The organism is Pseudomonas sp. B21-047 (assembly GCF_024748775.1).
GTDB classification, from domain to species: Bacteria; Pseudomonadota; Gammaproteobacteria; order Pseudomonadales; family Pseudomonadaceae; genus Aquipseudomonas; species Aquipseudomonas capeferrum.
The window spans coordinates 243625-257819 of record NZ_CP087169.1 but is presented as its reverse complement, the minus strand read 5'-3'; the positions used below and the strand labels follow the sequence as shown (position 1 = coordinate 257819).

The window sequence follows — 14195 nt, the reverse complement described above, 5'->3', positions numbered from 1 at the left end:
GAATTGTGTACAACTCGTGCTACTCGTCGGATTTCAATTGCCAGCCGCCCTCCATAGCCTCAAATTCGCCTCGTCATCCTTATGAGGCTCTCTTGATGAAGAAGTACTCCTCGATTCTGTTGTTGTCTTTCAGCTTGCTCAGCGGCGTTGCCATGGCCGGTGGCAATACCGAGGCCGGCATTGGCGGCGCATTGGGTGGGGTACTCGGCTCCGTAGTGGGCAACTCCATCGGTGGTAGCACGGGCGGCGCTATTGGTGCCGGCCTGGGCGGCGCAGCCGGCGGTGCCCTGGGTGCCGACAAACGCCAGCGTGGCGAGGCCGCCATCGGTGGCGCGCTGGGCGCCGCAGGCGGCAACGTGGTTGGTCGCTCGGTGGGCGGCACCACCGGTAGCTATATTGGTGCGGCAGCCGGCGGCGGTGCCGGTGGCGCGCTGGGTAACTACATGGGCAACAAGGCCGACGACGACGAACGCCATGACGATCGCCGCTACCGCCGTAGCTACGACGACCGTCGTCACTATGACCGTGGCAACCATTACGGCCACCGCAAGCACAAGCGCCACTGGCGCCACTGATGCCTGAGGGCTTGGCCCTGGCAGCAAAAGCCCCGCCCCGCCCGGCGGGGCTTTTTTATGCCTGCGGGGCGAGCTGAAGGCCGCTGAGAATGGCCTGCAGCGCCTCAGGCAGCGGCACAGGCCGGCCGCTTGAGCGCTCGATGAACACCTGCACCACCGTCCCCGCCGCACACGCATCCCTTTCGCCAGGGCGATACAGCGCCAACCGGTATTCCACGGTACTGCCGGCCAACCGCGTCACCCCCAGGCCCACCTCAAGCACATCCGGAAAACCCGGCAGCGCGAAAAAGTCCGCAGCCGAACTGACCACGAACGCCGCCAGCGCACCTTCACGCAGGTCCAGCTCAGCTTGCTCGACGAGGAAGGCCTGGATGGCGGTTTCGAAAAAGCCATGCACGGTGGCACCGGCGATGTGGCCGTTCAGGTCGTTGTCCTGGGGGCGGGTGAGGATGGGATGGAAGTGGGCGAATGCACTGCGCTGTGGGGCTTCGGTCATCTGTCTGTCTCGCGAGGTCGCAATGGATGCTAACAGTGAAACAGAAAATCCAGACTGGAGGATGTCTTTACGTCCTTTTTGCGGGCAGCCCGCGAAAAGGCCATTAGTCATCGTGCAAAAGCTTCAGGCACAAAAAAGCCGCCATCTCAGGCGGCTTTTCTTTACAGCTAACGACAGCTTACAGCTGTGGGCCAGCAGCCTTGATGGCGTCGGAAACTTCGAACTTCTTGAAGTTTTCGATGAACAGCTTGGCCAGGCCTTTGGCGGCCTCGTCGTAGGCAGCTTTGTCAGCCCAGTTGGTGCGCGGGTTGAGCAGCTCGGTATCAACGCCCGGAACGGCTTTTGGCACGTCCAGGTTGATGATGTCCAGGTGCTCGGTGTCGGCACCTACCAGCGCGCCGCTCTGGATCGCAGCGATCACGGCGCGGGTGGTCGGGATGCTGAAGCGCTTGCCAACGCCGTAGCCACCACCGGTCCAGCCGGTGTTGACCAGGTAGACCTTGGAGTTGAAGCCGTTGATGCGCTTGATCAGCAGCTCAGCGTACTCGCCAGCCGGGCGCGGGAAGAACGGCGCGCCGAAGCAGGTGGAGAAGGTCGACTTGATGCCGCCGCCCGAACCCATTTCGGTGGAACCGACCAGCGCGGTGTAACCGGACAGGAAGTGGTAGGCAGCCTGTTCGTTGTTCAGGATCGAAACCGGAGGCAGAACGCCGGTCAGGTCGCAGGTCAGGAAGATGACCGCGTTAGGCTCGCCGCCCAGGTTCGCTTCGGAACGCTTGGCAACGTGCTCCAGCGGGTAGGCCGCACGGCTGTTCTGGGTCAGGCTGACGTCGGTGTAGTCGGCGTGCTTGTTGGCGTCGAGCACGACGTTTTCCAGCACAGCACCATGCTTGATGGCTTTCCAGATGACCGGCTCGTTCTTCTCGGACAAGTCGATGCACTTGGCGTAGCAACCGCCTTCCATGTTGAAGACAACGCCTTCGCCCCAACCGTGCTCGTCGTCACCGATCAGGTAACGGCTTTCGTCGGCCGACAGGGTGGTCTTGCCAGTGCCGGACAGGCCGAAGAACAGGGTCACATCGCCTTCTTCGCCGATGTTGGCAGCGCAGTGCATTGGCAGCACGTCGGCAGCCGGCAGCAGGAAGTTCTGCACCGAGAACATGGCTTTCTTCATTTCACCGGCGTAACGCATGCCAGCGATCAGCACCTTCTTCTGGGCGAAGTTGATGATCACGCAGCCGTCGGAGTTGGTGCCGTCACGCTCAGGCTCGCAAACGAAGTTGGCAACGTTGAGGATCTGCCACTGGTCACGACCAGCCGGGTTGAACTGCTCAGGGTTGATGAACAGGCAACGGCCGAACAGGTTCTGCCAGGCAGTCTGGGTGGTCATCTTCACCGGCAGGTAGTGCTCGGCGGCCGCACCTACGTGAACGTAGGAAACGAAGTGATCCTGGGCGTTGTTGAACGCCTCGACGCGGTCCCACAGGGCATCGAACTTGTCGGCCGGGAACTTGCGGTTGATCGGGCCCCAGGAGATGGCAGCCTGGGTGGAAGGTTCTTCGACGATGAAACGGTCAGCCGGCGAACGGCCAGTGCGGTGACCGGTCTCGACCACCAGTGCGCCAGTATCGGCCAGCACGCCCTCACCGCGTTGCAGCGCTTCTTCTACCAGCTTATCGACGCTCAGGTCGGTGTACACGGTGTTGTTGGCTTGCGTCATGAGATACCCCATCCGGCCCGAGGCCGAGTGCTCCAAACGTTTTGTAGTTGTCTGTAAAAAACTACTACAGCGAAAAAAGTGGCCGGATTATGCCAGAAACGCCCAAAAAAAGTAGGCCCCTCCTGTCGTTACTGCGCTTTTGCGCAATTCGACAGCAGAATTCCCTGTAGTTAATCGTTTCAGTGCCGAGTTTCTGACGCCGTGTCTGTCCCGCCACCGGCAAACAGTTGCGCGACATCGCTTGCATCGAAGAAATAGCGCTCGTTGCAGAACTGGCAATCGATTTCCACCGTGCCACCGCACTCTTCGACCAACTGCTCGGCGTCGTGCTGGCCGAGGCTTACCAGTGCATTGCCGGAGCGCTCGCGCGAGCAACTGCAGTGGAAGCGCAGCGGCTCGATATCGAACAGGCGCACGGCGTCTTCATGGTAGAGGCGGTGTAGCAGGGTTTCGTTGTCCAGCACCCACTCTTCGGCTTTGAGCGTGCTGGCGAGGGCCGTTACATGCTGCCAGCTCTCGGCGCGCTCTTCTTCGTCGCGCTGGCGGTCTACCGGCAACTGTTGCAACAGCAGGCCGCGCGCCTTGCCGTCCTTGGCATCGAGCCAGAAACGGGTATTGAGCTGCTGCGACTGAACGAAGTAGTTGGTGAAGCATTCCGACAGGTTGGCGCCGTCCAGGTCGACGGTACCTTGGTAACGCTGGCCTTTGACCGGGTCGATGGTCAGGGTCAGGTGGCCGTCGGGCATCAGCTGGGCCAGGGTCGCCTCTGCGCCGATCTGGTCCGCCTCGTAACGGGCAACGCCGCGAATCTCGCGATCACCGGAGCATTCCACCATCAGCAGCGGGATCGGCCCCTGGGAACGTGCCTGCAGGATCAGCAGGCCATCGAACTTCAGCGCGCCCACCAGCAATGCGGTGGCAGCCATCAGCTCACCGAGCAGCGCGGCCACAGGTTGGGGGTACGGGTGACGCGCCAGCACTTCGGCATAGCTGCGGTCGAGCCCCACCCACTCACCGCGGATATCGCGGTCGTCGAAGATGAAGCGTTGGGTGAAATCGGTATCCGGCAATTCGCTCATAGGTTCTGGCTATCTAAAAATGATGACAAAATGGTTACACGGGATTTCGAAACACTTGCGAAGCCCGTGACAGAGCGCTCACAAGGCGCTCCGATTCCTGTTGGCAATAGAGGTATCTTATGGACAATCGACCACTGTTCCAAGCAAGGTGGTCCTTGGGACCCTTGGCAGCCTGCACGCTGCTGCCCATCGCTCTACTGTGTTTCTGGTTATGGCCTATTGGCCAGATCCTGTGCCTGACTTTCGACGAATGGCTGTTTCACAGCCTCAATGCGCCGCTGGCCGACAACACCGCCTGGCGCTACATCTGGACCCTTGGCAGCCTGCGCCCGTTCGACATCGTGGTCGGGTTGATCCTGCTGGCAGTGCTGATCCGTGGCAACTGGGTGTTCAAAGCCTGCCAGGTGCGTGAGGCCTTTTTCGGTTTTTTGGTCACCCTGGTCCTATTAGTGGTGATTCGCGCGCTGTTTTCCAAGTGGGTCGATGCCGCTGGATGGCAACACAAGAGCCCGTCGATGATCTTCGATGACGTCGTGCACCTCAGTGACTACTACCCGAACCTGGAGGCTGCCTGGGAACTCAAGGACCGCTCCAGCAAGAGCTTCCCGGGTGATCACGCCTCGGTGTTGCTGATCTGGGCGTTGTTCATGAGCCTGTTCAGCCGGCGCCTGGTGCACTACCTGGTGGTCTGGGGGCTGGCGGTGGTGTTCATGCTGCCGCGTTTGGTGGCAGGCGCCCATTGGGGCCAGGATGACTACATCGGCGGGTTGCTGATGGCGATACTGGCATTGGGGTGGAGCTGCCATACACCGTTGGCGGCCAAGGGCAGTGCGGCATTGATGCGCTGGACGGCGCCGCTGTTCCGGTTGGCAGCCAAGCTGCCGTTGGTCGGGCGGTTGGCTGTGGTTCGCTGATGCTTGGGGCCGCAATGCGGCCCCGTTCACTCGAAGCTGCCGTGCAGCTGATGAATCTGCCGCCGCTGTTTCTTGTTAGGCCGGCCGTCGGTGGTCACACCCATCGCGCCGGCCTTGCGCAGCTCGGCAGCCTGTTCACGGCGCCGCACGCTCTCTTCGGTTTCGGCGTACAGCGCCTGCGCCTCCGGCGCCCCACGGCGCACTACCGACAGCGCCTTGACCACGACCGTACGCTCGTCGAACCCTGTGCGCAGGACGAACTCATCGCCCACCCTCGGTTCCTTGCCTGGCTTGCAGCGCTCGCCCCGGCAATGCACCTTGCCACTCTCGATCGCCGCCTTGGCCAGCGCTCGGGTTTTGTAGAACCGCGCCGCCCACAGCCATTTGTCCAGGCGAACTTTGTCGTCTTCTTCCGCCTTGTGTGCCATCCCGTTACCTCGAATTCAGTCTTTCATCGAACTGTACTACCGTATCTTGCGGATGCAAAAAGTCCACGCCGTGCTTACAGTTCACCACCTTATCCCCTGGGTGCGCTTCGTGAAGACATTTGACCATTTGACTGTGATCGGCCTGCGCGAGTGGGTGGCCCTGCCCGACCTCGGGCTGGCCGGGCTGCGCGCCAAGATCGACACCGGGGCCAGCACCTCAAGCCTGCACGCCACCGAGGTGGAACCATTCGAGCGTGACGGCCAGCCGTGGGTCCGTTTTACCGCGCACCTGGGCTCGGTGGTTCAGTTGCGCCACCGCCGTTGCGAAGCCCCGCTGGTGACCATGAAGACTATCAAGAGCTCCAACGGCCATGCCCAGGCCCGTTATGTGATCCGCACTTCGCTGGCATTGGGCGATGCTGTATGGGAAGTGGAGTTCACCCTGGCTTGCCGCAAGGACATGCGCTACCGCCTGCTGCTCGGCTCCAAGGCACTTATTCACGGCCAACTGGTGGTCAACCCTGGCCTGAAGTACGTACAAGACAAACCGGCCTTTGCGGCCACCCTTTCCCCTGTCACAGGTGCTGCATGAAGATCGCTGTGCTGTCGCGCAATCCGCGTCTGTATTCCACCCGCCGCCTGGTCGAAGCCGGTACCCAGCGTGGCCACGAAATGGTGGTGATCGATACCCTGCGGGCCTACATGAACATCGCCAGCCACAAGCCGCAGATCCACTACCGGGGCAAGCCGCTGGAAGGCTTCGATGCGGTAATCCCGCGCATCGGTGCCTCGGTCACCTTTTACGGGTGCGCGGTATTGCGCCAGTTCGAAATGATGGGCGTGTACCCGCTCAACGAGTCGGTGGCCATCGCCCGCTCGCGCGACAAGCTGCGCTCGCTGCAGTTGCTGTCGCGGCGCGGCATCGGCCTGCCGATCACCGGCTTCGCCCACTCGCCTGACGACATCCCGGACTTGATCCAGATGGTCAATGGTGCCCCCCTGGTGATCAAGGTGCTCGAAGGCACCCAGGGCATCGGCGTGGTGCTGTGCGAGACTACCCAGGCGGCCGAGTCGGTGATCGAAGCCTTCATGGGCCTGAAGCAGAACATCATGGTGCAGGAATACATCAAGGAGGCCGGCGGTGCCGACATTCGCTGCTTCGTGGTGGGCGACAAGGTGATTGCCTCGATGAAGCGTCAGGCCAAGCCTGGGGAGTTTCGCTCCAACCTGCACCGGGGTGGGGTCGCCAGCTTGATCAAGATCACCCCGGAAGAACGGATTACCGCGATTCGTGCGGCCAAGGTGATGGGTTTGAGCGTGGCGGGTGTGGATATACTGCGGTCCAACCATGGGCCGTTGGTGATGGAGGTGAACTCGTCGCCGGGCCTGGAGGGCATTGAAGTGACCACCGGCAAGAACGTGGCCGGGATGATCATCGAACACCTGGAGAAGAACGGCGGGCCGAATCAGACCCGGACCAAGGGTAAGGGCTGAGATTCGGGGCTGCTTTGCAGCCCATCGCGACACAAGGCCGCTCCTACAGGGGATCGCGTAACCCTTGTAGGAGCGGCCTTGTGTCGCGATGGGCCGCAAAGCGGCCCCGGCAATCACACGGCATTACGCGGCAGCAAAAGCCCCAACGGCAACCTCACCCGCGCCTCGATCCCGCCACCGGACCGATTGCGCAGCTCCACATTGCCGCCATGCTGGGCCGCGATCCGCTTGACGATCGCCAGGCCCAACCCGGTGCCCTTGCCACCCCGGGCGCGGTCCCCACGAATGAACGGGTTGAAGATGGTCTCCAGCTCCGACTCGTCGATCCCCGTGCCCCGGTCCAGCACGCTGAGCACCACGTAAGGCGCGCTCTCGTCGCCCGAAACATAGGCGGCCACTTCGACCCCTTTGCCGGCATGGTGCAAGGCGTTGCCGATCAGGTTGCCCAGCATGCGCTTGAGCGAAACCCGCCGCAGCGGGAACGGCGGTATCGGCTCAAGGCACAGGCGTACCCGCTCGTGCGGCTGGTTGTACGGCGCCACCACTTCGCGCACCAGGTCGGCCAGGTCGACCTCCTCCACCGGCTCGTCACGGCCATCGCGGATGAACGCCAGGAACTGGTCGAGAATCGCGTCCATGTCCTCGATGTCGCGAACCATGTCATCGCTCAAGTCGTTGTCGCTGTCCAACAGCGAAAGCGACAGGCGCAGCCGCGTCAGCGGTGTACGCAGGTCGTGGGAAACCCCTGCCAGCATCAACTCACGCTCACGCCCTGCCTGCTCGACATCCTCGGCCATCTGGTTGAACGCACGGTACACCTCGGTCATTTCGCTGGGAGTGTCGCTGATCGGCAAGCGCACGCTACGCCCCTGGCCCAGTTGCCGGGCGGCGAACACCAAGCGCTTGAGCGGCTGGTTCAGCTGGCGTACGAATATCCAGGCCGACGCGGTGGACAGCAGGCCGATGGCCAGGAACCAGCCGAGCACGTTCCAGATCTTCTGCCCACGCAGCGGATGCGGGTACAACGGCACCTTGAGCCAGCCAGGGCCGAGGCTCGGCGCATTGACCCACAACGCCGGTGGCGCGTGGATGCGCAGACGTACCTCGGTGTCTTCGCCCAGCTCGGCCTGCATCTGCCGCTGGTAAATCTCGCTGTAAGGCCAGTGTTGCTCGCCTTCGGGTACCCCAGAGCCGGTCACCCGGATCAGCCCTGCGGCTTCGGCGATCTTGTCGCGGTTTTCTTCATCGGCAGCCCAATAGGCGCGCAAGGTCAGTGCCACACCATGGCTGTACTGACGGTCGACCAGCACATCCTCGTTCATCAGCAGATAAACGAGGGTCAGCGCCTTGGAAAACAGGACGACGATCAGCACCAGCCACAGCGTGCGGGCGAAGAAGCTTTGCGGAAACCACAGCGGCGTTTTCATCGACGGCAAGGCATCATTTGCCGGCGTTTCCGTCTGGTACGAAGACGTAGCCCACGCCCCAGACCGTCTGGATATAACGTGGCTTGGACGGGTCCGGCTCGATCATGCGGCGCAGGCGCGAGATCTGTACGTCGATGGAGCGCTCCAGGGCGTCCCATTCACGGCCACGGGCCAGGTTCATCAGCTTGTCGCGGGTCAGCGGTTCACGCGCATGCATGACCAGCGCCTTGAGCACGGCGAACTCACCGGTGGTGAGCATGTGCACTTCGTCGCCGCGCTTGAGCTCGCGGGTAGCCAGGGACAGCTCGTAATCACCGAAGGTGACCGATTCGTCCTCGCTGCCCGGGGCGCCGGGCACACTCGGCGCCTGGCGGCGCAGCACGGCCTTGACCCGGGCCATCAGCTCGTCGGGGTTGAACGGCTTACCCAGGTAATCGTCGGCGCCCAACTCCAGCCCCTTGATGCGGCTGAGCTCGTCGCCCTTGGCGGTGAGCATGATGATCGGGATCTGGTTGTTCGACTGGCGCAGGCGCCTGCACGCGGTCAGGCCGTCCTCGCCAGGCAGCATCAGGTCGAGCACGACCAGGTTGAAGACCTCACGCGACAGCAGGCGGTCCATCTGCTCGGTATTGGGCACCGCGCGGGCACGGTAGCCCTTGCTGGTGAAGAAACGTTCCAGCAGGCTGCTCAGCCCGGGATCGTCGTCGACGATGAGAATCTTGTCACCTTCAGCGGTGTTTGCAGTGCCGGTCATGAATAACTCCTCTGGTATCGCCGCGCATTATGGCGTAGCCATTGCAACGCGTGCCGTGAGCATTGTTAGCAGATTTTTCCCCCAGCGCCAGTTCCGGGCCTCTCGGGCTGGCTTGGCGCCATCACCGCAAGCCGATCACGATGGGTATAATGCGCGGCTTTCATCCAGCGCCGTCAGGCTCCGAGCCCGCGCGCGGCCCCCGTATTCACAATTGTCAGGTGGTTTACATGGACAGCATCAACAGCCGTATCGCCGAGGAACTGGGCGTACGCCCACAACAGGTCGAAGCGGCCGTGGGCCTGTTGGACGAAGGCTCGACCGTGCCCTTCATCGCCCGTTACCGCAAGGAAGTGACCGGCAGCCTGGACGATACCCAGCTGCGCCACCTGGAAGAGCGCCTGCGCTACCTGCGCGAACTCGACGAGCGCCGCGCCAGCATCCTGTCCAGCATCGAGGAACAGGGCAAACTGACCCCGGAGCTGGCCCGCGAGATCAAGTTGGCCGACACCAAGACCCGCCTCGAAGACCTCTACCTGCCGTACAAGCAAAAGCGCCGCACCAAGGGCCAGATCGCCCTGGAAGCCGGCCTTGGCGAGCTGGCCGACGGCTTGTTCAACGACCCGCAGCTGGCCCCGGAAACCGAAGCGGCACGCTTCGTCGACGCCGAAAAAGGCGTGGCCGATGTCAAGGCGGCCCTGGAGGGCGCCAAATACATCCTCATGGAGCGCTTCGCCGAAGACGCCGCCCTGCTCGACAAGCTGCGCAACTTCCTCAAGCAGGAGGCCGTGCTCAGCGCCCGCGTGGTGGCCGGCAAGGAAGAAGAAGGCGCCAAGTTCCGCGACTACTTCGCCCATGACGAACTGCTGCGCAGCGCCCCGTCGCACCGTGCCCTGGCGATTTTCCGCGGGCGCAACGAAGGCATCCTCAGTGCCTCGTTGAAGGTCGGCGAAGAACTGCCCGGCACCCTGCACCCCTGCGAAGTCATGATCGGCGGCCACTTCGGCCTGGAAAACCGCAGCCGCCCGGCCGACAAGTGGCTGGCCGAGGTGGTGCGCTGGACCTGGAAGGTCAAGCTGTACACCCACCTGGAAACCGACCTGTTCGGTGAGCTGCGCGACAACGCCGAGGGCGAGGCGATCAATGTCTTCGCCCACAACCTGCACGACCTGTTGCTGGCCGCCCCAGCCGGGCCGCGCGCCACCCTGGGCCTGGACCCGGGCCTGCGCACCGGCTGCAAGATCGCCGTGGTCGATGCCACCGGCAAGCTGCTGGACACCGCCACCGTCTACCCGCACGCACCGCGAAACGACTGGGACCGCACCCTGTCCGTGCTGGCCGCCCTGTGCGCCAAGCACTCGGTGGAGCTGGTGGCAATCGGCAACGGCACCGCCAGCCGCGAGAGCGACAAGCTGGTGGCCGAACTGGTCAAGAAATACCCGGCCCTGAAGGTCACCAAGGTCATGGTCTCCGAGGCTGGCGCTTCGGTGTACTCGGCCTCGGAACTGGCCGCCCGCGAATTCCCGGACCTGGACGTGTCGATCCGCGGCGCTGTTTCCATCGCCCGCCGCCTGCAGGACCCGTTGGCCGAACTGGTGAAGATCGACCCGAAATCCATCGGCGTCGGCCAGTACCAGCATGACGTGTCCCAGCTCAAGCTGGCCCGCGGCCTGGACGCGGTGGTCGAGGACTGCGTGAACGCCGTGGGGGTGGACGTCAATACCGCCTCGGTGGCGCTGCTGACCCGTATCTCGGGCCTCAACGCAACCCTGGCGCAGAACATCGTGGCGCACCGAGACGCCAACGGCCCGTTCGCCACCCGCGCAGCGCTGAAAAAGGTCAGCCGCCTGGGTGAAAAAACCTTCGAACAGGCCGCCGGCTTCCTTCGTGTAATGAACGGTGACAACCCGCTCGACGCCTCTGCCGTGCACCCGGAAGCCTACCCGCTGGTGCAGCGCATCGCCGCCGGCACCGACCGCGATATCCGCTCGCTGATCGGCGACAGCAGCTTCCTCAAGCGCCTCGACCCGAAGAAGTTCACCGACGAGACCTTCGGCCTGCCGACCGTCACCGACATTCTCCAGGAGCTGGACAAGCCCGGCCGCGACCCACGCCCTGAGTTCAAGACCGCGACCTTCCAGGACGGCGTCGAAGACCTCAAGGACCTGGAGCCCGGCATGATCCTCGAAGGCGTGGTCACCAACGTCACCAACTTCGGTGCCTTCGTCGACATTGGCGTGCATCAAGACGGCCTGGTGCACATCTCGGCGCTGTCGGAAAAGTTCGTCAAGGACCCGCGTGAAGCGGTCAAGGCCGGCGACGTGGTCAAGGTCAAGGTCATGGAAGTGGACATCCCGCGCAAGCGTGTCGGCCTGTCCATGCGCATGGGCGATACCCCGGGCGAGAAGGTCGAAGGCAACCGGGGTGGCGGCCGTGGCAACGGTGGCAATCGCCAGCAGCAGGCGCCACGCCCGCGTGAAACCACCACCGCAGCCCCGGCCAACAATGCCATGGCCTCGTTGTTCGCCAACGCCAAGCAACTGAAGAAGAAGTGATGGACGTCCCGCGCGAATACGTCGAAAGCGCCTTCAGCCAGTTGCTCGGCTGCCGCCTGCAACGCCTGGACACCGGCGTTGCCGAAGTGGCCCTGGCGCTTGCGCCGCAATTGCGCAACAGGGGGCAGAAACTGCACGGTGGGGCGATCTTTAGCCTGGTGGACATCGCCATGGGCCTGGCCTGCTCGGCCAGCCATGGCTTCGACCAGCAAAGCGTCACCATCGAATGCAAGATCAACTACATGCGCGCCGTCAGCGACGGCGAGGTCGTGTGCAGCGCCCGCGTATTGCACGCCGGGCGGCGCACCCTGGTGGTCGACGCCGACGTAGTCCAAGGCGACAAGCTGGTGGCCAAAGCGCAAGGAACCTTCGCGGTTCTCTAGCTCACCAAGCACTATCTGCGGTATTTTCAGCAGTGCGCTGGCACTGCTGGAACCGCGTAAACCAGGCGACAACGCCAGTTCCTTTCTCCCTACCCTTGTAGACCGTTATCTCCACCCCCATATTGGGGCGACTGACGCGTGAAGGAATCCATCTTGAGCGACCTCCTCAACCGCCGCCTGAGCCTGCTCGGCGCCAATCTTCCCCTGCTCAAGCAGTGCCTGCACGGTATTGAGCGAGAATGCCTGCGCGTGACCGATGAAGGTCGCCTGGCCCAGACCCCGCACCCGGAAGCGTTGGGTTCGGCGCTGACCAATGAGCAGATCACTACCGATTATTCCGAGTCGCTGCTGGAGTTCATCACCCCGGCCCTCGCAGACCCGGCCCAGGTGTTGGAGAACCTCGAAGAGATCCACCGCTTCGTCTACACCAAGCTGGGTGACGAGTACCTGTGGAGCCCGTCGATGCCCTGTGCGTTGCCGGCCGAGGAAGACATCCCGATCGCCGAATACGGCAGCTCCAACATCGGCAAGCTCAAGCACGTGTACCGCAAAGGCCTGGCCCTGCGCTACGGCCGCACCATGCAGTGCATCGCGGGCATCCATTACAACTTCTCGCTGCCAGAGACGCTGTGGCCCTTGCTGCGCGCAAGTGAAGGCAGCGAAGAAGACGCGCGCGACTATCAGTCGTCGGCCTACATCGCGCTGATCCGCAACTTCCGCCGCTACAGCTGGCTGCTGATGTACCTGTTCGGCGCCTCGCCGACACTGGACAAAGGCTTCCTGCGTGGCCGCCCGCACCAACTCGAAGAGCTGGACGCCGAAACCCTGTTCCTGCCCTACGCCACCAGCCTGCGCATGAGTGACCTGGGTTACCAGAGCAACGCCCAGGCTGGCCTCACGCCCTGCTACAACAACCTGGCCAGCTACACCGACAGCCTGCGCAAGGCGGTGGGCACGCCCTACCCGCCCTACGTCGAGGTCGGTACCCACGTGGATGGCGAGTGGGTGCAACTGAACACCAACATCCTGCAGATCGAGAACGAGTACTACTCGAACATCCGCCCCAAGCGCGTCACCTACACCGGCGAGCGGCCGATCCAGGCCCTGACCTCCCGTGGCGTGCAGTACGTCGAAGTGCGCTGCCTGGACATCAACCCGTTCCTGCCCGTCGGCATCGACCTGCCCGAGGCGCGTTTCCTCGATGCATTCCTGCTGTTCTGCGCGCTTGAAGAAAGCCCGCAACTGGACAACGGCGAATGCGGCCAGTGCACCAGCAACTTCCTGACCGTGGTCAAGGAAGGTCGCCGCCCTGGCCTGCAACTGCAGCGCGATGGCCAACCGATCGGTCTGCAGGCGTGGGCCGGCGAACTGATCACGCGCATTCGCGCGCTGGCCGACCTGCTCGACCAGGCACACGGCAGTGACGAGCACGCCAAGGCACTGGATGCCCAACAGGCCAAGGTCGACGACGCTTCGCTGACCCCATCGGCCCAAGTACTGGCGCGCATGACCGAACACGACGAGAGCTTTATCCAGTTCTCGCTGCGCCAGAGCCGTGTCCATGCCGAGAGCTTGCGCGAACAACCGTTGAGCAGCGCGCGCCAGCAGGCCTTCGAAACGCTCGCCCGCGAGTCCCTGGCCAAGCAGAGCGAGCTTGAACAGACCGAAGTCGGCGACTTCGACCTGTTCGTCGGTGCCTACCAGGCCAGCATCCTGGCGATCAGCAACTGATGAGCCGCACCGCCTCCCTTCGCAAGCCGCGCGCCAGCAGCCAGGCCAGGATCGAAGCGATCCTGGCGGCGGCTCGCGAGCTTCTGGCAGAGCAAGGGGTCGCGGGGCTGTCGATCTACAGCGTTGCCGAACGGGCACAAATCCCGCCTTCGTCGGTGTATCACTTCTTCGCCAGCGTGCCCGCCTTGCTCGAGGCGTTGACCGCCGATGTGCATCGGGCCTTTCGCGAAGCCCTAAGCGCCCCCATCGACAGCGCTGCGTTCAATACCTGGCACCAACTGTCACGGCTGATCGAGCAGCGCATGCTCGACATCTACAACGAAGACGCCGCAGCGCGCCAACTGATCCTTGCCCAGCATGGCCTGAGCGAAGTGGTGCAGGCTGACCGCCAGCACGACATGGAGCTGGGCGAGCTGATGCACAGGCTGTTCGACCAGCACTTCCAGCTGCCGACAATGCCGACCGATGTGGATGTGTTTGCCTTGGCCATGGAATTGAGCGACCGGGTGTATGCCCGCTCGATGCAGCTGCATGAACAGATCACCCCGCGTATGGCCGAGGAAGGCATGCGGGTATTCGAAGCGTATCTGGGGCTCTACCTGCCGCCGTTCCTGGGAAAACGCCACACACACTGAACGAGCA

General features: G+C 63.2%; 14 protein-coding genes. 8 read left to right on the top strand and 6 right to left on the bottom strand.

Annotated elements, in window-relative coordinates; all coding sequences use genetic code 11:
* The first annotated feature begins 95 nt into the window (after positions 1-95).
* A complete protein-coding gene (locus LOY26_RS01100; protein WP_033703227.1) occupies positions 96-575 on the top strand; it encodes a glycine zipper domain-containing protein in 480 nt (159 codons plus the stop codon).
* Positions 576-630: 55 nt separating this feature from the next.
* On the opposite strand, the gene LOY26_RS01095 is transcribed toward LOY26_RS01100, so the two are convergent.
* The 3 genes from LOY26_RS01095 to hslO form a co-directional block, all read right to left on the bottom strand.
* Positions 631-1071 (bottom strand): thioesterase family protein, encoded by a 441-nt coding sequence (locus tag LOY26_RS01095; RefSeq protein ID WP_033703228.1) that lies wholly within the window; start codon positions 1069-1071, stop codon positions 631-633.
* A 178-nt stretch (positions 1072-1249) separates the two neighbouring features.
* Positions 1250-2791 (bottom strand): phosphoenolpyruvate carboxykinase, encoded by a 1542-nt coding sequence (locus LOY26_RS01090; RefSeq protein ID WP_186661453.1) that lies wholly within the window; start codon positions 2789-2791, stop codon positions 1250-1252.
* 179 nt (positions 2792-2970) lie between these two features.
* Positions 2971-3870: an Hsp33 family molecular chaperone HslO gene (hslO, locus tag LOY26_RS01085; protein WP_258714303.1), complete on the bottom strand. Its 900-nt coding sequence runs from the start codon at positions 3868-3870 to the stop codon at positions 2971-2973.
* 119 nt (positions 3871-3989) lie between these two features.
* On the opposite strand from hslO, the gene LOY26_RS01080 reads away from it, so the two are divergent.
* The gene (locus tag LOY26_RS01080; protein WP_186665189.1) at positions 3990-4784 is read left to right on the top strand and encodes a phosphatase PAP2 family protein; all 795 of its coding nucleotides are present in this window, start codon (positions 3990-3992) and stop codon (positions 4782-4784) included.
* Between the two features lie 26 nt (positions 4785-4810).
* Here the strand turns inward: LOY26_RS01080 and LOY26_RS01075 are convergent, their stop codons facing one another.
* Complete coding sequence (locus LOY26_RS01075; protein ID WP_047582909.1) at positions 4811-5212, bottom strand: RNA-binding S4 domain-containing protein; 402 nt, start codon at positions 5210-5212, stop codon at positions 4811-4813.
* Between the two features lie 109 nt (positions 5213-5321).
* Here LOY26_RS01075 and LOY26_RS01070 point away from each other — a divergent pair, with 109 nt between their 5' ends.
* Together LOY26_RS01070 and rimK are read left to right on the top strand one after the other, a co-directional pair.
* Complete coding sequence (locus LOY26_RS01070; RefSeq protein ID WP_258714302.1) at positions 5322-5804, top strand: ATP-dependent zinc protease; 483 nt, start codon at positions 5322-5324, stop codon at positions 5802-5804.
* Positions 5801-6706, top strand: a complete 906-nt coding sequence (gene rimK, locus LOY26_RS01065; RefSeq protein WP_012316721.1) for a 30S ribosomal protein S6--L-glutamate ligase — start codon at positions 5801-5803, stop codon at positions 6704-6706. Before LOY26_RS01070 ends, rimK begins: the two co-directional genes overlap by 4 nt.
* A gap of 113 nt (positions 6707-6819) precedes the next feature.
* Here rimK and LOY26_RS01060 read toward each other — a convergent pair whose 3' ends face one another.
* Both LOY26_RS01060 and ompR read right to left on the bottom strand, forming a co-directional pair.
* Entirely contained in the window at positions 6820-8133 is a 1314-nt protein-coding gene (locus LOY26_RS01060) for an ATP-binding protein (RefSeq protein WP_033703234.1), read from the bottom strand.
* A 13-nt stretch (positions 8134-8146) separates the two neighbouring features.
* Positions 8147-8887, bottom strand: coding sequence for a two-component system response regulator OmpR (ompR, locus tag LOY26_RS01055; RefSeq protein WP_033703235.1), 741 nt, complete (start codon positions 8885-8887; stop codon positions 8147-8149).
* Between the two features lie 227 nt (positions 8888-9114).
* Between ompR and LOY26_RS01050 the strand changes: the two genes are divergently transcribed.
* The 4 genes from LOY26_RS01050 to LOY26_RS01035 all read left to right on the top strand — a co-directional run bounded on the left by LOY26_RS01050 (position 9115) and on the right by LOY26_RS01035 (position 14188).
* Positions 9115-11439: a Tex family protein gene (locus LOY26_RS01050; protein WP_033703236.1), complete on the top strand. Its 2325-nt coding sequence runs from the start codon at positions 9115-9117 to the stop codon at positions 11437-11439.
* Positions 11439-11822 (top strand): PaaI family thioesterase, encoded by a 384-nt coding sequence (locus LOY26_RS01045; RefSeq protein ID WP_186660445.1) that lies wholly within the window; start codon positions 11439-11441, stop codon positions 11820-11822. The genes LOY26_RS01050 and LOY26_RS01045 overlap by 1 nt, the downstream gene beginning before the upstream one ends.
* Before the next feature lie 153 nt (positions 11823-11975).
* Complete coding sequence (gene gshA, locus LOY26_RS01040; RefSeq protein ID WP_186665185.1) at positions 11976-13553, top strand: glutamate--cysteine ligase; 1578 nt, start codon at positions 11976-11978, stop codon at positions 13551-13553.
* A complete protein-coding gene (locus LOY26_RS01035; RefSeq protein WP_095064969.1) occupies positions 13553-14188 on the top strand; it encodes a TetR/AcrR family transcriptional regulator in 636 nt (211 codons plus the stop codon). Before gshA ends, LOY26_RS01035 begins: the two co-directional genes overlap by 1 nt.
* The last annotated feature ends 7 nt before the right edge of the window (positions 14189-14195 follow it).